The sequence below is a fragment of the Pinisolibacter sp. DMC19 genome, from assembly GCF_056313985.1.
Map to the genome: position 1 here is coordinate 782,850 of NZ_JBQUZF010000002.1, position 20,286 is coordinate 803,135.

At 66.6% G+C, this 20,286-nt stretch carries 20 protein-coding genes; 14 read left to right on the forward strand and 6 right to left on the reverse strand.

Features of this window, described 5'->3' with window-relative positions; all coding sequences use genetic code 11:
- The first annotated feature begins 89 nt into the window (after positions 1–89).
- Positions 90–551, forward strand: a complete 462-nt coding sequence (locus tag ACT53U_RS08095) for a hypothetical protein (RefSeq protein ID WP_476153951.1) — start codon at positions 90–92, stop codon at positions 549–551.
- Positions 552–659: 108 nt separating this feature from the next.
- The gene (locus tag ACT53U_RS08100) at positions 660–914 is read left to right on the forward strand and encodes an exodeoxyribonuclease VII small subunit (RefSeq protein WP_476153953.1); all 255 of its coding nucleotides are present in this window, start codon (positions 660–662) and stop codon (positions 912–914) included.
- A gap of 7 nt (positions 915–921) precedes the next feature.
- Here ACT53U_RS08100 and ACT53U_RS08105 read toward each other — a convergent pair whose 3' ends face one another.
- Entirely contained in the window at positions 922–1,374 is a 453-nt protein-coding gene (locus ACT53U_RS08105; protein ID WP_476153955.1) for a MaoC family dehydratase, read from the reverse strand.
- 107 nt (positions 1,375–1,481) lie between these two features.
- Here ACT53U_RS08105 and ACT53U_RS08110 point away from each other — a divergent pair, with 107 nt between their 5' ends.
- From ACT53U_RS08110 to ACT53U_RS08130, 5 genes are all read left to right on the forward strand, one after another.
- Positions 1,482–2,102 (forward strand): TetR/AcrR family transcriptional regulator, encoded by a 621-nt coding sequence (locus ACT53U_RS08110; RefSeq protein WP_476153957.1) that lies wholly within the window; start codon positions 1,482–1,484, stop codon positions 2,100–2,102.
- Between the two features lie 119 nt (positions 2,103–2,221).
- Positions 2,222–4,150, forward strand: a complete 1,929-nt coding sequence (gene dxs, locus ACT53U_RS08115) for a 1-deoxy-D-xylulose-5-phosphate synthase (RefSeq protein WP_476153959.1) — start codon at positions 2,222–2,224, stop codon at positions 4,148–4,150.
- A 13-nt stretch (positions 4,151–4,163) separates the two neighbouring features.
- Positions 4,164–4,781: an SCO family protein gene (locus ACT53U_RS08120; protein WP_476153961.1), complete on the forward strand. Its 618-nt coding sequence runs from the start codon at positions 4,164–4,166 to the stop codon at positions 4,779–4,781.
- 2 nt (positions 4,782–4,783) lie between these two features.
- Positions 4,784–5,419 carry a LysE family translocator gene (locus ACT53U_RS08125; RefSeq protein WP_476153963.1) on the forward strand — a complete coding sequence of 212 codons (636 nt, stop codon included), beginning with the start codon at positions 4,784–4,786 and terminating at the stop codon, positions 5,417–5,419.
- On the forward strand, positions 5,416–5,940 hold the full coding sequence (locus ACT53U_RS08130) for a GNAT family N-acetyltransferase (RefSeq protein ID WP_476153965.1): 525 nt from the start codon (positions 5,416–5,418) through the stop codon (positions 5,938–5,940). Before ACT53U_RS08125 ends, ACT53U_RS08130 begins: the two co-directional genes overlap by 4 nt.
- Before the next feature lie 76 nt (positions 5,941–6,016).
- On the opposite strand, the gene ald is transcribed toward ACT53U_RS08130, so the two are convergent.
- Complete coding sequence (ald, locus tag ACT53U_RS08135) at positions 6,017–7,135, reverse strand: alanine dehydrogenase (protein WP_476153967.1); 1,119 nt, start codon at positions 7,133–7,135, stop codon at positions 6,017–6,019.
- A gap of 161 nt (positions 7,136–7,296) precedes the next feature.
- On the opposite strand from ald, the gene ACT53U_RS08140 reads away from it, so the two are divergent.
- Positions 7,297–7,755: an Lrp/AsnC family transcriptional regulator gene (locus tag ACT53U_RS08140; RefSeq protein ID WP_476135308.1), complete on the forward strand. Its 459-nt coding sequence runs from the start codon at positions 7,297–7,299 to the stop codon at positions 7,753–7,755.
- A 182-nt stretch (positions 7,756–7,937) separates the two neighbouring features.
- Here the strand turns inward: ACT53U_RS08140 and ACT53U_RS08145 are convergent, their stop codons facing one another.
- A complete protein-coding gene (locus ACT53U_RS08145; RefSeq protein ID WP_476153969.1) occupies positions 7,938–8,855 on the reverse strand; it encodes a LysR family transcriptional regulator in 918 nt (305 codons plus the stop codon).
- Between the two features lie 111 nt (positions 8,856–8,966).
- Between ACT53U_RS08145 and ACT53U_RS08150 the strand changes: the two genes are divergently transcribed.
- Together ACT53U_RS08150 and dctA are read left to right on the forward strand one after the other, a co-directional pair.
- Positions 8,967–10,055, forward strand: coding sequence for a 4-oxalomesaconate tautomerase (locus ACT53U_RS08150; RefSeq protein ID WP_476154019.1), 1,089 nt, complete (start codon positions 8,967–8,969; stop codon positions 10,053–10,055).
- Positions 10,056–10,105: 50 nt separating this feature from the next.
- Positions 10,106–11,464: a C4-dicarboxylate transporter DctA gene (gene dctA / locus ACT53U_RS08155; RefSeq protein WP_476153971.1), complete on the forward strand. Its 1,359-nt coding sequence runs from the start codon at positions 10,106–10,108 to the stop codon at positions 11,462–11,464.
- Between the two features lie 108 nt (positions 11,465–11,572).
- On the opposite strand, the gene tcuB is transcribed toward dctA, so the two are convergent.
- Genes tcuB through tcuC form a run of 3 tightly spaced genes read right to left on the reverse strand, consistent with a single transcriptional unit; the run spans position 11,573 to position 15,379 of the window.
- Positions 11,573–12,697, reverse strand: a complete 1,125-nt coding sequence (gene tcuB / locus ACT53U_RS08160) for a tricarballylate utilization 4Fe-4S protein TcuB (protein ID WP_476153973.1) — start codon at positions 12,695–12,697, stop codon at positions 11,573–11,575.
- Positions 12,684–14,099 (reverse strand): FAD-dependent tricarballylate dehydrogenase TcuA, encoded by a 1,416-nt coding sequence (gene tcuA / locus ACT53U_RS08165; RefSeq protein ID WP_476153975.1) that lies wholly within the window; start codon positions 14,097–14,099, stop codon positions 12,684–12,686. Before tcuA ends, tcuB begins: the two co-directional genes overlap by 14 nt.
- Entirely contained in the window at positions 14,096–15,379 is a 1,284-nt protein-coding gene (gene tcuC, locus ACT53U_RS08170) for a tricarballylate/proton symporter TcuC (protein ID WP_476153977.1), read from the reverse strand. The genes tcuA and tcuC overlap by 4 nt, the downstream gene beginning before the upstream one ends.
- Positions 15,380–15,551: 172 nt before the next feature.
- Between tcuC and ACT53U_RS08175 the strand changes: the two genes are divergently transcribed.
- The 4 genes from ACT53U_RS08175 to citC form a co-directional block, all read left to right on the forward strand.
- The gene (locus ACT53U_RS08175; RefSeq protein ID WP_476153979.1) at positions 15,552–16,217 is read left to right on the forward strand and encodes a GntR family transcriptional regulator; all 666 of its coding nucleotides are present in this window, start codon (positions 15,552–15,554) and stop codon (positions 16,215–16,217) included.
- A 591-nt stretch (positions 16,218–16,808) separates the two neighbouring features.
- Positions 16,809–17,894, forward strand: a complete 1,086-nt coding sequence (locus ACT53U_RS08180; RefSeq protein WP_476153981.1) for a 4-oxalomesaconate tautomerase — start codon at positions 16,809–16,811, stop codon at positions 17,892–17,894.
- An 89-nt stretch (positions 17,895–17,983) separates the two neighbouring features.
- Entirely contained in the window at positions 17,984–19,234 is a 1,251-nt protein-coding gene (locus tag ACT53U_RS08185) for an MFS transporter (RefSeq protein ID WP_476153982.1), read from the forward strand.
- A gap of 78 nt (positions 19,235–19,312) precedes the next feature.
- A partial coding sequence (citC, locus tag ACT53U_RS08190; protein WP_476153984.1) for a [citrate (pro-3S)-lyase] ligase occupies positions 19,313–20,286 on the forward strand: 974 nt, incomplete at its 3' end.

Below are 20,286 nucleotides of genomic sequence, written 5' to 3' on the forward strand. Positions count from 1 at the left end.
GGCGCTACCATCGTGGTCCGGGCGGCGCGTGTGGCCGCCGATCGTCGCCGTCGTCCGGCGGCGCGTTCAGTCGTTGTTCGGAGGTTTCGATGTCGGGTCGTTTCAGCCTGATCGCCGGTTTCACTCTCGCCACTTGTCTCGCCGTTCCCTCGGCCCATGCCGACGACACCATCGCCAAGCGGCTGTGGCTCGCCTCGGGCACGGGCAAGACCGTGACGGTCGACAGTTTCCGCGAGATGCGCGAGGACTGCTCGCTCGCCCCCGCGCCGGGGGTGACGGTCACCCAGCAGCCGGCCTTCGGCAAGATGACGGTCTCCAAGACCAAGGCGCCGGGCAAGACCGACCCGAACGGCCCCTACGCCGCCTGCAACGGCAAGCCGTTCAACTGGACCGTGGTGAAGATCCCTTCGCCGAGCAAGGCCGAGGGCACCGACGGCGCGGTGATCCGGGCGCAGGAGAGCACCGGCGAGGTGACGACCTACGAGATCGAGATCGTCTATGCCAAGAAGCTCCCGGCGGGGAAGTCGTCGGGTCTGCTCGAGGACCGCTGAGTCCCATTCCACGCGAAACGTGGCACACTGGCGCCGCGCCCGACGAGTCGGGCCGCGGCGTCGTGCGTCTCGACGCCTCTCGTCCTGCCCCGATGGAGCCTCTCACCCGTGACGTCGACCGCGCTTTCGGAACCCGCGACCCTCACCTTCGAGCAGGCGCTCGCCGAACTCGAGACGCTGGTGCAGCGGCTGGAGAGCGGCAACGTGCCGCTCGAGGAATCGATCGCGGCCTACGAACGCGGCGAGGCCCTGAAGAAGCGCTGCGCCGATCTGCTCGACGTCGCCGAGAAGCGGGTGGAGAAGATCCGCGTCGGCAGCGACGGCCGCGCCGTCGGCACCGAGCCGCTCGACCCGGACGCGTGAGGCGACGTCACCCCTGCCCTTCCCGGGCCGGGACGACCAGATTGGCCTTCAGGATCTGCACCACGTCGCCCGCCTGATTGCGGGTCTCGTTGCGGACCGTGACGATGCCACGGTCGGGGCGCGACTTCGAGCGCGTCACCTCGACGATCTCCGTATGGACCGTCAGCGTGTCACCCGGACGGGTCGGGCGCGGCCAGGAGATCTCGCCGCCGGCGCCGACGATGCCCCAGGCGAAGGGGACGCCGTCTTCGGTGAGGAGCCGCATCGACAGCGCCGCCACCTGCCAGCCCGAGGCCGCCAGCCCGCGGAAGAAGGTCGCCTTCGCCGCCTCCTCGTCGAGATGGAAGGGCTGCATGTCGTAGGCGCGGGCAAAGGCCTTGATCGCCTCGGCGTCGAGGGTGACCGACCCGGTCGTCCAGGTCTGACCGACGGCGCAATCCTCCAGATAATGGTCGTTCACGGCCTTCTCCCTTTTCGCGCCGGTCGACCCGGCTTATGATGATCGCTGTCATCTATTCAAGCATTGATGATTGTCATCATCAATAGCCCTTCGCGACGGAGGCGGGCATGGCGCGGGTATCGCGGGAGACGGCGGCGTCCCATCGCGCGGCGATCGTGGCGGCGGCGAGCCGGCTGTTCCGGGCACGCGGACTGGCGGCCGTCGGGGTCGGCGAGATCACCCGGGCGGCGGGGCTGACCCACGGCGGCTTCTACGGTCACTTCGCCTCGAAGGAGGCGCTGGCGGCGGAAGCGGTGACGGCCGCCTTCGCGGAGGGCCGCGCGCGGATCGCGGCGAATGGTCTTCACGGATATTTGCGCGGCTATCTTTCGCGCGCCCACCGCGACCGGCCGGAGGACGGCTGCGCGCTGGTCGCCTTCGCCGGAACCTCGCTCGCCGGCGCCGACGAGGTGCGCGATGCGCTGGCGGCAGGAGCGGCGAGCCTGATCGACACGATCGCGGCGGGGCTCGACGACGGCCTCGAGCCGGCTGCTCGAGCGGCGGAAGCGCTGCGGCTCGCCGCTCTCGCGGTCGGCGCCCAGGTGATCGCGCGGGCGCTCGCGACGGCCGATCCGGCGCGCTCGGACGCGGTTCTGATGGCGGCGCGGGCGGCGATCGGACCCCATGCGGGGGACGGCGACGCCCCGCCCGCCCGGCACGAAACGGGCACCGCCCCCGCGAAAGGGTGATTTGCAGCCCGGCGGCGGCTCATGTATCGATGACCGGAGACCCTCGACCCGAGGGCCGGACGCGTGACGGCCGAGACGGCGAACCCGCGCAGGTGGTTTCGATTTCGAGAGACTCGATTTTGCCGCAGCCCCCCCTGACCCCGCTCCTCGACACGATCGCCACCCCCGAGGATCTCCGCAAGCTCCCCGACGCCAAGCTGAAGCAGCTGGCCGACGAGGTGCGTGCCGAGACCATCGACGCGGTGTCGCAGACCGGTGGCCATCTCGGCGCCGGCCTCGGCGTGGTCGAGCTGACGGTGGCGCTGCATCACGTCTTCGACACGCCGCGCGACGTGCTGATCTGGGACGTCGGCCACCAGACCTACCCGCACAAGATCCTGACGGGGCGGCGCGACCGCATCCGCACGCTGCGCCAGCCCGGCGGCCTCTCCGGCTTCACCAAGCGCGAGGAGAGCCCCTACGACCCGTTCGGCGCGGCCCATTCCTCGACCTCGATCTCGGCGGCGCTCGGCTTCGCCGCGGCGCGCGACCTCGACGGGCGCGACAATGCCGTCATCGCCGTGATCGGCGACGGCTCGATGTCGGCGGGCATGGCCTACGAGGCGATGAACAACGCCGGCGCGCGCGACGAACGGCTGATCGTCGTGCTCAACGACAACGACATGTCGATCGCCCCGCCGACCGGCGCGATGAGCGCCTATCTGGCGCGGCTCGTCTCGTCGCGGACCTTCATGCAGCTGCGCGACATCGGCAAGCAGATCACCCGTCGTCTGCCCAAGTTCATGGAAGTGGGCGCCAAGCGAGCGGAAGAGTTCGCCCGCGGTCTCGCCATGGGCGGCACGCTGTTCGAGGAGATGGGCTTCTACTACGTCGGGCCGATCGACGGGCACAATCTCGATCACCTCCTGCCGGTGCTGCGCAACGTGCGCGACGCCAAGGAGGGGCCGATCCTCATCCACGTCGTCACCCGCAAGGGCAAGGGCTATGGCCCGGCGGAAGCCGCGGCCGACAAGTATCACGGCGTCGGCCGTTTCGACGTCGTCACCGGCAAGCAGGACAAGCCCAAGGCCAACGCGCCGTCCTACACCAAGGTCTTCGCCAACGCGCTGGTCGACGAGGGCGGCCGCGACGACAAGATCCTCGGCATCACCGCCGCCATGCCCTCGGGCACCGGGCTCGACGTCTTCGGCGAGGCCTTCCCGCACCGCATGTTCGACGTCGGCATCGCCGAGCAGCATGCCGTGACCTTCGCGGCCGGTCTCGCCGCCGGCGGCTACAAGCCGTTCTGCGCCATCTATTCGACCTTCCTGCAGCGTGGGTTCGACCAAGTGGCGCACGACGTGGCGCTGCAGTCGCTGCCGGTGCGCTTCGCCATCGACCGCGCCGGTTTCGTCGGCGCCGACGGGGCGACCCATGCCGGGTCCTACGACCTCGCCTTCCTCGGCTGCCTGCCCAACATGGTGGTGATGGCGCCGGCCGACGAGGCCGAACTCGTCCACATGGTGGCGACCGCCGCCTCGATCGACGACCGACCCTCGGCCTTCCGCTTCCCGCGCGGCGAGGGCGTCGGCGTCGAACTGCCGAGCCGCGGCGAGGTGCTGGAGATCGGCAAGGGGCGGATCCTGCGCGAGGGCGACAAGGTCGCCATCCTGTCGCTCGGCACCCGCCTTTCCGCCGCGCTCGAGGCGGCCGAACGGCTCGAGGCGCAGGGGCTGTCGACCACCGTCGCCGACGCGCGCTTCATGAAGCCGCTCGACCGCGACCTCGTCCGCCGCCTGGCGCTCGGCCACCGGGTGCTGATCACCGTCGAGGAGGGCGCCGTCGGCGGCTTCGGCAGCCACGTGCTGCACTTCCTCGCCGAAGAGGGCCTGCTCGACGGCGGCCTGCGCGTTCGTGCCCTGACCATGCCCGACCAGTTCCTCGACCACGGCGACCCGGAGAAGACCTATGCCGCGATCGGAATCGACGCCTCCGGCATCGTCCGGCGGGCCTTCGAAGCGCTCGGACGGGCGGAAGTCGCGGGCGGCGAACCGGCCCGCCTCGCCTGAGGACCAGACGACATTGCTGCGTGTCCTGCGTCACGCCCTGTGGGTGCTGATCGCCGTGCTGGTGATCGGTCTCGGCGTCTTCGTCGCGCTGCGCGAACCGGTCGCCACCAAGTCGGCGGGCGACGCCGCGAAGCTCGAACCGATCGCCGGCATCGGCGGGCCCTTCGACCTCGTCGACCAGAAGGGCCAGCCCTACACCCAGGCGTCGCTGCAGGGCCATCCGACGCTGCTGTTCTTCGGCTACACCTTCTGCCCCGACGTCTGCCCGACCACGCTGATCGAGGCCGAGGGCTGGATGAAGGAACTCGGCGCCGACGCCGACAAGATCAAGGTGGTCTTCGTCACCGTCGATCCCGAGCGCGACACGCCGGCGAAACTCGAGGACTATCTCAAGAGCTTCGACCCGCGCTTCGTCGGCCTGTCGGGCCCGCGGCCCGAGATCGACCGCATCATCAAGGCCTACCGCGTCTTCGCCCGTAAGGTCGACGGCAAGGACGGCGAATACACGATGGACCACACCGCCGCGGTCTACCTGCTCGACGCCCACGGCCGCTTCGTCGGCATGATCAACTACCAGGAAGAGGCGGCGAAGGCGCTCGTGAAGATCCGCCGTCTGCTGGCGATGCCGTGACGATGGATCTCGCCGCCCTGCTCTCCGCCGCCGTCGCCGGTTGTCTCTACGTCGTCTCGCCCGGACCCGCCGTGCTGGCGCTGGTCGGCATCGGTGCGGCCAAGGGGCGGCGGCCGGCGCTGCAGTTCCTCTTCGGCCATCTCGCCGGCGACACGCTGTGGTGCACGCTCGCCATCACCGCGCTGGTCGGGGCCAAGGTGTTCGATCCGCTGCTGTTCGAACTGGTGGCGCTCGCCTGCGGCCTCTATCTCGGCCATCTCGGCCTCAAGGGCGTACGTTCGCGCTCGGCCGAGGGCGCCGACGATCTGATCGGCGATCGGCCGTGGATGCGCGGCATCGCCTTCGGCCTCACCAATCCGAAGAGCTATCCGGTGGCGCTCGCCATGTACACGGCACTCTTCGCCGGGCGCACCGAGGCGCTGACCTTCGCCGCCATGCCCTGGCTCTTCGCGGCGTCCTTCGTCGGGTTCCTCGCCGGCGATGCCATCCTCGCCTGGGTGGTCGGCACCGGCTTCATGCGGCGGCTGTATCTCTCGCACGCGGTGACCATCGTGCGGGTGACCGGCGGGCTCTTCTGCCTCTTCGCGATCTCCACCCTGTGGGAGGCCGTGCCGAAGCTGCTCGCGCGGCTGACATGACCGGACCCGAGACGATCACGACCGAACGCCTGATCCTGCGTCCCCATCGCCCGGACGATCTCGACGGCTACGCGGTCCTGTGGCTGCCGCCGACCGAAGGGCCGGCCCGCGTGCCGGTGCTCGACCGCGAGGGCGCCTGGGCGCGCCTGCTGCGGCTCGTCGGCCATCGCACCGTCTTCGGCTTCGCGCCCTGGCTGGTGACGGAGGCCGCGAGCGGCGCCATTCTCGGCGAAGCCGGCTTCGCCCGTTTCGAACGCGGCATCGGCCCCGGCTTCGACGACGCCGCCGAGGCGATGTGGACGTTGCGTCCCGAACATCGAGGCCGCGGCCTCGCCCACGAGGCGATGGCGGCGGCCGTCGCCGACCTCGACCGCCGGGGAGCCGCATCGCGCAGCGTCTGCATGATCGAGCCGGACAACGCCGCCTCGCTGGCGCTTGCCACCCGCCTCGGCTACCGCCGTTACGGCGAGGCCCTGCGGCACGGCCGGACGATCGATCTCCTCGAGCGCATCGCCGGCTGACGAGCCCGACACAGGAAAACCCCCGCGCCGTCGCCGACGCGGGGGTCTGTCTTTCCGGACCGATCGAAGGTCTCGATCAGGCGGCGAGCGCCTTGTTCAGCGGCAGCAGGTCGTAGCCGAGCGCCTCGGCGACGGCGGCGTAGGTGACGCGGCCGGCGCAGACGTTGAGGCCGTTGGCCAGATGCGGGTCCTCGGCGATCGCCTTCTTCCAACCCTTGTCGGCGAGCGCCAGAGCGAAGGGCAGCGTCGCGTTGTTGAGCGCGAAGGTCGAGGTGCGGGCGACGCCGCCCGGCATGTTGGCGACGCAGTAGTGCACGACGCCGTCGACCACGTAGGTCGGCTTGGAATGGGTCGTGGCCCGCGAGGTCTCGGCGCAGCCGCCCTGGTCGATCGCCACGTCGACGATGACCGAACCGCGCTTCATGGTCTTGAGCATCGGCCGGGTGATCAGCTTCGGCGCGGCGGCGCCGGGGATCAGCACGGTGCCGATGACGAGGTCGGCGCCGGCGACGAGTTCGGCGACGGTGTCACGGGTCGAGGCGGCGGTCTTGACGCGGGCGCCGAACTGCTGGGTCAGGCGACGCAGCACGTCGAGCGAGCGGTCGACCACGGTGACGTCGGCGCCCATGCCGAGCGCGATCGTGGTGGCATGCGTGCCGGAGACACCACCGCCGAGGACGACGACCTTGGCCGGCGCGACGCCGGGGACGCCGCCCATCAGGATGCCGCGGCCCTTGGAAGCGTTCTCGAGCGCATGGGCGCCGACCTGGGCGGCCATGCGGCCGGCGACTTCCGACATCGGCATCAGCAGCGGCAGGCCGCCGGTCGGCGAGGTCACGGTCTCGTAGGCGATGCAGGTGGCACCCGAATCGACGAGATCACGGGTCTGCTCCGGATCGGGCGCGAGGTGGAGGTAGGTGAAGAGCAGGTGATCGGCGCGCAGCTTCTTGCGCTCGACGGCCAGCGGCTCCTTGACCTTGACGATCATTTCGGCCTCGCCCCAGACCGCGTCGACGTCGTCGACGATCTTGGCGCCTGCCTTGACGTAGTCGCGATCGGCGATACCGGCACCCTTGCCGGCACCCTTTTCGATCAGCACGGAATGACCGTGCGCCACCAGTTCGGCGACCGACGCCGGCACCAGACCGACGCGGTCTTCATGGTCTTTGATCTCGCGAGGAACTCCGATGCGCATTGTCCATCTCCCGAACCGATCGGCACCGGCCTTCCCGCGCCGAATAATCTGTCGATGATGCGCGCGATCCCACGCAATTTTTCGCCTGACTTTGGATTTCAATCCATTCGATAAGACAGGAAATTGTTTTAATTAAGGAAATCGTCGAATATCATGCGTCCATGTTGTTGGACGATCGTGACCGCCAGATTCTGAGCGAGCTGCAAGGCGACGGCCGGCTGACCAATGCCGAGCTGGCCGAGCGCGTGCACCTGTCGCAATCCGCCTGTCTGAGGCGGGTGAACCTGCTGATGGGGAGCGGGCTGGTGGCGGGCACCCATCTGGTGATCGACCAGAAGACGGCGGGTTTCGCCGGCACCGCCTATGTCTCGATCACCCTCGACAGCCAGGACCGCGCCCGCCTCGACGCCTTCGAGGCGAAGGTGCGGCTCGTCTCGCAGATCCAGGAGTGCCACCTGCTCGCCGGCCAGTCGGATTATCTGCTGCGCGTGATCTTCCGCGACATGGCCGACCTCGAGCGCCTGCATTCGGAAGTGCTGACGCGGCTACCCGGCGTGGTGCGGGTGCAGTCGCAGCTGACACTCCGCACGGTGAAGCGGACGACGCGGGTGCCGGTGTGACGGGGAGCGGGCCAAGGACGGCGCCGTCTCGTCAGCCGTTGCGTCCAGCCACCGACGGTCACCTCGCCCTCATACTCAATGCCCTTTCCCGACCGTGTATTCGCCCAGTCTCGGCTCCCTCTCGAGGGGCAATCGGAATTCGATGGCGCAAGGTCTTTTGCCGAAGGAATGACGTAGTCGCATCAAGAAGACGTCTTCCTCTCGAACGTGCGCCAGGTCTCGAACAGCATGTCTCGAAAACGTTGTGCCGCCGGCGCCAGTCTCGCCGTGCGGCGTTCGATCAGGCCGATCGTCCTCTGAACGACCGGCTCTCCGATGGCTTTCGTCACGATCAGCGGATGGTCGCCCGGAGGGGTCGCCAATCTCGGCAGTACGGATATGCCGAGGCCGCGTTCGACGAGGCCGAGTGACGTGGTCAAGTGATTGACGACATATTGGAAGTCGAGATGGACGCTCTCCCGGGAGAGGGCGTTTTCCAACGTCATGCGATTGCCCGACGAGCGGCTGACGCCGATGAGTGCCTCTCCTTCGAGATCCTTCCAGGTGAGCGCCTCGCGTTCGGCGAGACGATGATCGCGGCGGCAGGCGAGGACGAAGGGATCGTCGATCAGGGGCGTGAAGGTCAGGTCGGGATCGGAACTTCCCGTCAGGTTGATGCCGAACTCGGCCTCTCCCCGCCTCACCGCCTCGAGACCGTCATTCGCCGAGAGATCGAGTATCCGAAAGCGGATCTTCGGAAACTGAACCGCAAACCGCTCGATGGCTCGGGGCAGGAAGTAGAAGGCCGCGGTTGGGACACAGGCGAGGGTCACCTGGCCACCCATGCGGTCACCCAACCCGGTGATGCCGAGCAGCCGATCCTCGAACTCGTCCAGAAGGCGCCGCGCCAACGGCGCGAACGAACGCCCGACGGTGGTCGGCGCGACGCGACGCGTGGTTCGTTCCAGAAGCGGTGCGCCGATCGATGCCTCGAGCGCCTGGATCCTGCGGGTCAGCGCCGGTTGCGACAGGTTGAGGACCTCGGCCGCCCGGTGGAAGCCCCCGAGATCGAGAACCGCAAGGAACGCTCGCAGGTCGAGCAGCTCGAAATTGATATGCATATCGGAATAATCCGCCGTTTATTTGCATTTAACAATCGGTTGAAATGCGGTTATCGCATCAAAGAGGATGAACTCGTCAAAAGCAACATCAATCATCCGGGAGGACTACGTATGGATCGCTCCATCCGTGTGCCGTGCGTCCTGATGCGCGGCGGTACTTCGCGTGGGCCATTCTTCCTGGTCGACGACCTTCCGCTCGATCGCGATCTGCGGGACCGCGTCCTGCTCTCCGCGCTCGGATCCGGTCACGAGCTTCAGGTCGACGGGATCGGCGGAGGCAATCCGTTGACGAGCAAGGTGGCGATGGTGGGTCCCGCGTCGCGGCCCGACGCGGACGTCGACTACCTCTTTGCGCAAGTCAACGTCATCCAGCAACTGGTCGACACCTCACCCAATTGCGGAAACATGCTGTCGGCCGTGGCCCCGTTCGCCATCGAGAAGGGCATCGTGAGGGCTTCCGACCCGACGACGAGGGTTCGAATTCACAACGTCAACACGGGCAAGCTGATCGACGCGGTCGTTCAGACACCGGGACGTCGCGTCGAATACGAAGGCGACGCGCACATCGACGGCGTGCCCGGGACGGCTGCTCCGATCTACCTATCGTTCATCGACTCGGCGGGGTCCAAGACCGGGCGGCTCTTCCCGACCGGCAACACGCGCGACCGGATCGGCGGAATCGACGTCACCTGCATCGACGCAGCGATGCCGCTGGTGATCATGAATGCGCGCGATTTCGGGATGACGGGCCGTGAGACCCCGTCGGCGCTCGATGCCTCCGTCGATCTGCTCGAACGCCTCGAGGCGGTTCGCAGGGAAGCGGGACGGCTCATGGGGCTCGGTGACGTGAGCAACCTCGTCATACCGAAGCCGGTTCTCATCGAGGGGCCGGCCCGTGGTGGTTCCATCACCGCCCGCTATTTCATGCCCCACAGTTGCCACAAGGCCTTCGCCGTGACCGGCGCCGTCGGTCTGGCGTCGGCCTGTGCCATCGCCGGCACCATCGCCGCGCCCGACGGCATGATCGATCCGATGCCGACGCGTCTCACCATCGAGCATCCTTCGGGGCGGCTCGACATGCGCCTCGATCGACTGGGGGACGAGGACGCTCCCGTCGTCTCGGTGGTCCGAACCGCGCGGCGGATCTTCGACGGGTTCGTCCATGTGAAGAACCCCGGGGTCACGACCTGCGCCGCCTGAATTGGAATGCGAACGATACCCAAGACGAACAACATGTTGGGGAGGACGACATGCACACCACGGTCGAACCACGCCTGCTCGATGCGAAAGCACGAGAGCGCAAGCCCTTCTATCGGGCGCTCTATTTCCAGGTTCTCGTCGGTGTCGTAGCCGGCATCGCACTCGGACATTTCTGGCCACAGATCGCGCCGGCGGCGAAGCCCCTGGGCGACGCGTTCATCAAGATCGTCAAGATGATGATCGTGCCGGTGGTCTTCTGCACGATCGTGACCGGCATCGCCGGCGTTCACGCGGATCGGAGCATCGGCAAGTCCATCGTCAAGGCGATGGGGCTCTTCTATGCACTGACGATCGTCGCGCTCCTGACCGGCCTCGTTTCCGTCGAGACCATTCAGCCCGGCTTCGGCATGCACATCGACGTCCATGCGATCGATCCGAAGGAGGCGGCGAGATATGCCGCTCAGGCCAAGCCCCTCGACACCGTCGACATGCTTCTCCATGTCATCCCGAAGAGCTTCTTCACGCCCTTCGCGGAAGGCGAGGTGCTGCCGGTCCTGTTCATCGCCATCATCGCCGGTTTCGGTCTGCGCAAGGCCGGTCCTGCCGGAGAGCCGTTCATCCGCGGCATCGAATCCTTCTCGGCGGCGCTCTTTCTCGCCTTCGGCTCGCTGATGAAGCTCGCCCCGATCGGCGCGTTCGGCGCCATCGCCTTCATCGTCGCCAAGAACGGCATCAAGACGATCGGCAATCTGGGGATGCTCATCGCCACGCTCTATGTGGCCTGCGGCTTCTTCGTGTTCGTCGTGCTGGGACTGCTCGCGCGGCTCCACGGGTTCAGCCTGCTGAAGCTGATCCGTTACATCCGTGAGGAGTTGCTGGTCGTTCTGGGGACGTCCTCGACCGAACCGGTGCTGCCCTCCATGCTGTTCAAGCTCGAGCGGCTCGGCTGCTCCAAGGGCTCGGTCGGGCTGACGTTGCCGCTCGGCTATTCGTTCAATCTCGACGGAACGGCCATCTACCTCACCCTCGCGTCCTTGTTCCTTGCTCAGGCAATGGATATTCCGATGACGGGTTGGCAGATCGCGTCGATGATCTTCGTGATGCTTCTCACGTCCAAGGGCGCCGCCGGCGTCACGGGCTCGGGATTCGCCGCCCTCGTCGCCACCCTGGCGGCGATGCCGGATGCCGTTCCGGTGGCGGGCGTCGTGATCATCGCCGGCATCGACCGCTTCATGTCGGAAGCGCGGGCGTTGACCAGTCTCGTCTCGAATGCCGTCGCCTGCATCGTCATCGCGATCTGGGAAGGCGAGTGCGATCTCGACACGCTCAGAGCGGAGTTGAACCGAGGTCAGGCGAGCGAACCGGTTTCGCCCGTTGCGACGGGAGAGCCGGGCCTCGTCGCCACCTGATCGAAGTCGCGACCGGTCGAAGCCGACCGCTTCCACCGACCGGCGTGACCGCGGCGTTTCCTTCGAACGGGAGGAAGCGTCGCGGTCGCGGCGTTCTCGGGTGGCGGTCTATTGATCGCCATCGGCTTCGCTCGACGCGAGCATCCGCTTCTCGCGGGCGTAACGAACGAGCGCGAGAAACCGGTATATGCCGTGTACGAACTTGCCGTAGGGCATGGTCAGGAACAGCGCGAAGACGATCCCGAGGTGGAGAGCCAGCAGGATCCCCATGACGGACGTCGATCGCAGGACGAGAAGAGCCAGACCGGTGATGCCGGTGAGCGCCAGCATCGCCAGAAAGGCGACGTCCATGCCTCGATCCGACCCTTCGAGCAGAACCGGGTCGCGCTTCTTCTTTTCGAAATAGAGCCCGATCGGGCCGACGACGATGCCCACACCTCCGAGCGTGCCGAGGACTACCGGCAGGTCCCACCAGGGATAGGGTGCCTCGCGCGCCAGCAGGTAGTGCCAGAGCGTGGCGAAGCCGGTCGCCGCGAAGCACAGGACGAAGCCCCAGAAGGTCATGTGGTGATAGAGCCGCCGCCGATCGGTCGGTCGCTCGTCGGCGCCGTAGCAACCGACGCCGCCACCGTCGAGGTAACGCAGACTGCCGGCATCGACGATCGCCGCCCACAGCGAGGGCGGCTCGACGAGCGTGGCGGCCGGCTCACCGATGTCGCGCCAGAAGGCGCGCGCGCCCATGACGAGGGAGACGATCGCCCAGAGGAAGACCGCGCCGAAGACGACGGCCAAGGCATCGTGGGGCAGGAACGCATAGAAGGATGCGGGTCCGGCCCAGGCGGTGAACAGCGCTTCGGGGCGATGCATGGCGACGAAGGCGACGATGAAGGCGAAGACGCCGACGACCGCCGCGATCGTGACCGCCTTGGCATTGTCGCGAAAGAAGACCGCCGCCGGACGCGGCCAGGCATAGGCGGCGTAGGATTCGGTGCGGACCCGCGCCAGCGTCGCGGGAACCTTCACGTCGAACTCGTGGGGCGGCGCGAACTGGCAATCGACGTGGCAGGCGCCACAGGAATGGCAGAGATTGGCGAGGTAGTTGAGATCGCCGTCGGTGAAGGCCCGCCGCATCTCCATCGCCGGGAAAACCGCGCAGAGACCTTCGCAGTATCGGCAGGAATTGCAGATGGTCATCAGCCGATCGGCTTCGGCGAGCGCATCAGTCGCGTGCATGGCGGGCGGCCCCCTCTCCGGCAATGCGTCCGAAGACGCTGCCGATGGTCATTCCGATGCCGGCGGCATAGCCGCGGCGCAGGACGTTGCCGGCCATGATCTCACCGGCGGCGAACATGTTCCTGGAAGGCTTGCCGCCCATGAGTAGACGCGCCTCTCGATCGACCCTGCAGCCCAGATAGGTGAAGGTGATGCCCGGCCGCACCGGATAGGCATAGAAGGGAGCGGTATCGATCGGCCGTGCCCAATGCGTCTTGGGGGGCGTGATACCTTCGGTGCGGCAGTCGTCCAGACCGGTGTGATCGAAGTTGCCGGGGCGGGTCGCCGCATTGAAGGTCGACACGGTGGCCGTCAGCGCCGCTGCGTCGATGCCCAGCTTTTCGGCCAACTCCGCGACGGATCCCGCCGTGATCGGCGGATAGAGCGACGGCATGAAGAGGCTCAGCGACTTGGCATCGAAGACGATGTAGGCGATCTGATCCGGCTGCGCGGCGACGAGGCGGCCCCAGATGGCGTAGCGCTTGGGCCAGACGTCCTCGCCTTCGTCGTAGAAGCGCTCGGCGTGCCTGTTGACGACGATGCCGAAGACCACGCAGTCCAGGCGGGTGATGATCCCGCCGTCGAACTTCGGGGCGCGGGCGTCGATGGCGACCGCGTGACACTGGGTCGGGTCGCCGACGCGATCGACACCGGCCGCCGACAGCATGTCGAGAACCGTGCCACGATTGTAGCGCGTGCCGCGGATGAGGAAGTTGCGAGCGATCTCGCCCCAGCCCTCCGCCAGCTTGTCGATGTTGGCCTCGAAGCCCCCCGCGGCGGCCACCAGCGCCTTGGCCTTCACGCGCCGCAGCGCGCCGTCGCGAGAATAGACGGCCGAACGGAACGTCCCGTCGTCGATCTCCAGTTCGACGACCTCGGCATCGTAGAGCACGGAGACTCCCAGCTTCTCCGCGGTCAGATAGAGCGCATTGAGCATGGCCCTGCCGCCGCCGAGGAAGAACGAGTTGGTGCGGCCGAGCGACAGGGTTCCACCGATCGACGGCTGGAAGCGAACACCCTGCTCGACGATCCAATGGAGCATGTCCTTCGACTGCCGGATCATGTGACGGGCGAGATCCTCGTCGGTATCGCCGCCGGTGACACGCAGCAGGTCTTCGAAGAACTCGTCCTCGGTATAGGGGCCGGTCAGGATCTCGGTCGCCGTGTCATGGGCGCAGCGCATGTTGCGGGTGTGCCGCGTGTTGCCGCCGCGATAGAACTTCGGTGCCGCCTCGAGCACGAGGACCGAAGCACCGCCTCTCGCGGCGGCAATGGCCGAGCAGAGGGCGGCATTGCCGCCCCCCACCACGAGAACGTCGTAGGTTTCGAGATCGTCGACCACGGATCGACCCGGTTCGATCATGATTGGTATCCCTTCGGATTTCCCTTGCGAAACAGGATGAAGACCGCGGCGAGCGACCAGGCGGCAGCCCACATCAGCCATCCCGCGGGAGCGGCCCGATCGCCGGTCTGGTCGATGAGCCAGGTCGAGACCAGGGGCGTGAAGGTGCCGAACACAGCCGTCGCGAGCGAGAAGGCGAGCGAGAAACAGGTCGCGCGCACGTGAGGGGGCACCACTTCCGACAGCGTGACCACCATCGCGCCGTTGTAGGTGCCGAAGTAGAAGGACAGGATCAGTTCCACCCCGAGCATCTTCCCGAAGGTCGGCCCGGCGGTGAGCCACGCCAGCAACGGGTAGGCGGTCACGAGCCCCAGCAGCGAGATGCTCAGGAGGATCGGCTTTCTGCCGATACGATCGGAGAGGGCGCCACCGATCGGAAGCCACAGGAAGTTCGATATGGCGACACACACGGTGACGAGCAGACTGTCGACTTCGCCGAGTTTCAGGACGCTCTTGCCGAAGGTCGGCGTGTAGACCGTTATGAAATAGAAGGTGACGGTCGTCATGGCCGTCAACATCATCCCGAGCAGGACGATGCGCCAATTGGCCAGCATCGAGGTGTAGACCTCACCCGTCGTGGGATGCTGCTTGCGCGCAAGAAACTCGGGGGTTTCCTCGAGGGTCCGGCGAATGAAGAAGATGAAGGGGATGATGGAGCAACCGATGAAGAACGGGATGCGCCATCCCCAATCGGTGATCGCCGATGCCGCGAGGGTGTGGTTCAGGCCGTAGCCGATCAGCGCCGCCACGAGGATCGCAACCTGCTGGCTGGCCGATTGGAACGAGGTGTAGAAGCCCTTCCGGCCGGGGGTGGCGATCTCGAAGAGATAGATGGAAACGCCGCCGAGTTCGACGCCGGCCGAGAAGCCCTGCAACAGTCGCCCGAGCAGGACGATCGTCGGCGCGGCGAGGCCGATCGTGGCGTAGGTCGGCGACACGGCGATCAGGATCGTGCCCAGAGCCATGATCGAGAGAGTGACGATGAGACCCTTTCGGCGACCGACACGGTCGAGATAGGCGCCGAGAACGACGGCCCCGATCGGGCGCATCAGCGCGCCCAGCCAGAACGTCGCGAAGGTCAGCATCAGCGACGTGACTTCGTTGTCGGTCGGAAAGAACGCCTTCGAGATGCTCGTGGCGTAGAAGCCGAACAGGAAGAAGTCGAACTGTTCCAGGAAGTTGCCGCTCGTCGAGCGCAGTATCGCGCCCAATTTCGACCGTTTCATCTCGATTGCCGTCATGGTGCTCCTCCCAGAAGCGCCTGCTCGCGGTTTCGCGCCTTCCGCCGACCGGTTGTCGTCGCAGCGTCCGCATATGTTTGTATGCTTCTGTATACGAACGAGTACAATCGTGCAATGTCGTATCAATTCGTCTACCGAGGCGGTAGGCTGGGGGCGATCAATGGAGGGAGTCATGGCCTCGTCGCCGTTTCCGAACGCGATCGATCGCGACAACGTTCCGCTCGGAGAAGCGGTGTTCCGGGCCCTGTGCAAAGCCTTCGAGGACGGCATCTATCGCCCCGGCGACCGCCTTCGCGAGGACGAGGTGGCCACGCGCCTGGACGTCAGTCGCACCCCGGTCCGCGAAGCCTTCGGCCGCCTCTTGTCCAAGGGACTGCTGCAGTCGGCGGGTGGACGAGGTCTCGTCGTGCGGTGTCTGGATGCCGGTGAGGTCCTGGAACTCTATGCGATGCGCGAAATCCTGGAGGGGGCGGCCGCGCGGTTGGCAGCTCAGTACGCGACGCCCCCCGAAGTCGATGCCCTGCGGGATGCTCAGAAGCGTTTCGCGGCGGCGACGGATGCGAAGGAAATGGCGCGGGTCAATCGTCTGCTCCACGGCACGATCTTCCGTGCCGCGCGCAATCGCTATCTCGACAGTGCGTTGGACGATCTTCAGAACTCGATCGCGCTCTTGGGACCGACCACGTTTTCCGTTTCCGGACGCCCGTCGTCGGCGGTGGCCGAGCACGACGCATTGATCGAAGCGATTGCCGCCCGCGATGCCGACCGCGCCGAAAGCGAGGCGCGCGGCCATATCCGTGAAGCGCTGCGGGTCCGCCTCGGCATGACGCTCCGCTGAGCCGAGAGCGTCGGCGCCTTCCGAGCGTGGAATCGACCTCCACGGAGCTCGATCGGGGTGTCCCTGTCGGCCGTCGCGTCGCCGCGGCCGGAGCCGATGCCGGAGCCGATGCCGGAGCCGGAGCCGGTGTCGTCATCGCTCCGAAACGGCCCCGGAGTTGCGCGGCATTCGGCATCGTGCCGTCGGTTGGTCGCCCGCTCGACGATCCGTATTCGTCCCGATCGGTAGAAGCCGGAAACGAAGATCGACGCAGCCACCACTCGGCCCTCGCGCTCCTCGTCGTCGACCAGAGATGCGCTCAATCGATGCAATCGTCGGCACTTCTTGGCCATCCATTCGTTGCGCAGTTCGATTTTACTTTTGAATTCCTTGTCTTGATCTCAGTGCCATCCGGGCGGACCGGACTCGGCACGGGGGTGGGGAACGCAACTCCGGGATGAGAATTCCGCCCCGAGAGACGAACCTCGCCGCCATATTATTCCGTTTTGCACATCAATGATCGGTTTCTTTGCATTTCACGCGCAATGGAACGTGGCGTATCCCGAACAAGTAAACATTTGAGCCACTGAAGACCAGCGAAGGGGAACGAAAGTGTTCCACGCGGTGAAGATCCCTTGTTCTCTCATGCGGGGGGGTACCTCTCGCGGCCCGTTCTTTCTGCGCTCAGATCTGCCCCGGTCGCCGAGCGAACGCGACGCCATTCTGCTGTCGGTCCTCGGAGCGGGTCACGAGCTTCAGGTCGACGGCATCGGGGGCGGCAATCCGCTGACCAGCAAAGTCGCGATCGTCGGTCCGGCCACGCGGCCCGATGCCGACGTCGACTATCTCTTCGCGCAGGTCAAAGTCACCGAGCGCGTGGTCGACACCTCGCCGAACTGCGGCAACATGCTGTCGGCGGTCGGTCCCTTCGCCATCGAGCGCGGCCTGGTCGCGGCGACGGCCGGCGAGACGACGCTGCGCATCCACAACGTCAACACCGGCAAGATCATCGTCGCCCGCGTGCAGACGCCCGACGGTCACGTCACCTACGACGGCGAGGCGACGATCGACGGCGTTCCCGGCACCGCGGCGCCGATCTATCTGACCTTCCTCGACGTCGCCGGCGCCAAGACCGGCAAGCTGCTGCCCACGGGCAAGGCGCGCGACACGTTCGACGGCATCGAGGCGAGCTGCGTCGACGCCGCCATGCCGCTCGTCATCCTGCGGGCCGAAGACTTCGGGAAGACCGGCCACGAGAAACCGGCCGATCTCGATGCCGATCGCGCCTTCATGGATCGGCTCGAGCGGATTCGCCGCGCGGCGGGCCTCGCCATGGGCCTCGGCGACGTGTCCGGCCTCGTGGTGCCGAAGCCGGTTCTGCTCGGACGCGGCGTGGCCCCCGGTTCGATCGTCGCCCGCTATTTCATGCCGCACTCGTGTCACAAGGCCCTCGCCATCACCGGTGGCGTCGGGATCGCGACCGCCTGCGTCACGCCCGGCACGGTGGCCAGTGCCTTCGTCAGCACGCTCGAGCCGCCCTGCACCCTCACCATCGAGCATCCGTCGGGCAAGCTCGACCTCAATCTCGACCGCGCGGCCGACGGCAAATCGCCGGACGTGTCCGTGCTGCGGACGGCGAGGCGGATCTTCGAAGGTGCCGCCTACGCCAGCGTGGAGGTTCCGGCCTGCGCGGCCTGACCCCGTCATCGATCTCGGCCCTCCGGAAAAACAAGCGATCATCAGATCGACCGGGGTTGCCGCGTGCGCATCATCAGGGAGAATGAACCATGACGAGCCTAGCCTCATCGACAGCCCCCGCCGCCGTCGGGTCGACACCCGAAAGCGTCGCCCGTGTCTCGGAAAAGGGTGCGAAACTGCTGATCATCACGCTCTGCCTCGCCTTGGCGGGTTGTGCCGAACTGGCTTCGCTGTTCTTCGTGCAGCCCCTGCTGCCGAAGTTGGCGGCCGAATACGGCATCCCGGTCGGCCAGGTCAGCATCATCCTGTCGGCAGAGACGGGGCTTCTCGCATTCGGCCTTCTCTTCACCGGCTCGCTCGCCGATCGCTTCGGCCGCAAGCAGTTGATCTCGGTGTCGCTGGTCCTCGGCGGCATGATGACCATCATGGCGCCCTTCGCCACGTCCTGGACCATGCTCGTGACCATGCGGGCTCTCGCCGGTCTCTTCCTGTCGGGCATCGCCGCCGCGGCGACCGCCTACATCAGCGAGGAAGTCGACTCCAAGATCGCGGGCGTCGTCACCGGCTACTTCGTGTTCGGTAATTCGATCGGCGGCATGTCGGGTCGCGTCATCGCGTCCCAGCTGATGGATCGCATTCCGGTCCAGTACATCTTCTTCATCTTCGGCGCGATCCTGCTGACCGTCGCCGCTCTGGTCATCACGGCGCTTCCGGCCTCGAAGAACTTCAAGCCGTCTCCGAGCTTCAACGCAACCTCGGTGATCCGCGGCGGCGCCCATCACTTCGCCGATCCCAAGGTGTCGCTCGCCTTCGTGATCAGCTTCGTGATCTTCGGCACCTTCACCTCGCTCTACAACTTCCTGGCGTTCAACCTCCATCGCGAGCCCTTCAACGTCAGCCATGCGAGCGCCGGTCTGATCTCGACCTGCTTCCTGCTGAGCTTCTTCACTGCGCCGCGCGCCGGCAGGCTCGCCACCCGTTACGGCAGCATGAACGTCCTCGGCGTCCTGCTCACCACGATGATCGTCGGCATGCTGGTGACCGTCGTCGCCCCCAACGCCACCGTCTTCATCGTCGGCGTCGTGATCTTCACCGCGGCCTTCTTCGGCTGCCATTCGCTCGGCCTCGGCTGGGTGTCGAAGAACGCCGTGCAGGCCAAGGGTCAGGCGACCGCCCTGTACCTGTTCTTCTACTACCTGGGCGGCTCGGTGGTCGGTTACCTCAACGGACTGGTCTTCGTGCGGTTCGATTGGGTCGGCCTGACGACCTTCGTGATCTCGCTCCTCGCCGGCGGCATCGTGATCACCCGCGTCCTGAACCGCCTCGCGAAGGCGGCCTGATCGAGGAGGGAACCGCGCCTCCGGGTGCGGTTCCCGCTCTCCGACCGAGACAGCGCTCATCCGAAAACGGCGACCGTCATGACCGAAGATTGCGAAGAACTGCAATTCGACACGATCGAACTGCAGACCCTCCCGAAGGTTCGCGACGAGATCGTCCAGTTGCTCGCCATGTGCGGCCTTTCGCTGGAGGAAGGTGTCGAGACCTTCGTGACCTGTCGGCATCGCGGTCGGCTGGTGGCCTGTGCCGGGATCGACGCCAATGTGGTGAAATGCGTGGCGACCGATCCGCTGGCGCGCGGCGAGAGCATCGCCTTGAAGGTCGTGTCGGAGGTGATCCACGCCGCCCACGATCTCGGCCACGACCATCTCTTTCTCTATACCCGGCCGCACAACATCGCCTTCTTCGCCGGCTGCGGCTTCTACCCGATCGTCGAGGTCCCCGGCCTCGTGACGCTGATGGAGAACACCCCGATCGGCATCCGCGCCTATCGCGACGGGCTGAAGAAGCTGCGGCAGCCGGGCGAGGTGATCGGCTCGGTCGTCGTCAACGCCAATCCCTTCACCCTCGGCCATCGCTATCTGGTCGAGCAGGCGGCGGCGCGCTGCGACGTGCTGCATCTCTTCGTCGTCGCCGAAGACGCGTCCTTCTTCCCCTATGCCGAGCGCTTCGAACTGGTGAAGGCCGGCATCGCCGGCATCCCGCGCGTCGTGCTGCATCCGGGATCGGAATACATGATCTCGCGGGCGACCTTCTCCAGCTACTTCTTCAAGGAGAAGAACGTCGTCGGCGACTGTTTCACCGCCGTCGACCTGCTGATCTTCCGCGAATGGATCGCCCCGGCGCTGGGCATCACCCATCGCTTCGTCGGTACCGAACCGTTCTGCCGCACGACCAACAAGTACAACGCCGACATGAAGTACTGGCTCCAGGCCGATCTGTCGGCGGCTCCCGCCCTCCAGGTGGTGGAGATCGCGCGCACCGAGCACGGCTCGGTGCCGATCTCGGCCTCCGAGGTGCGCCGGCTGCTGGCCGACGACGATTTCGAGCGGAT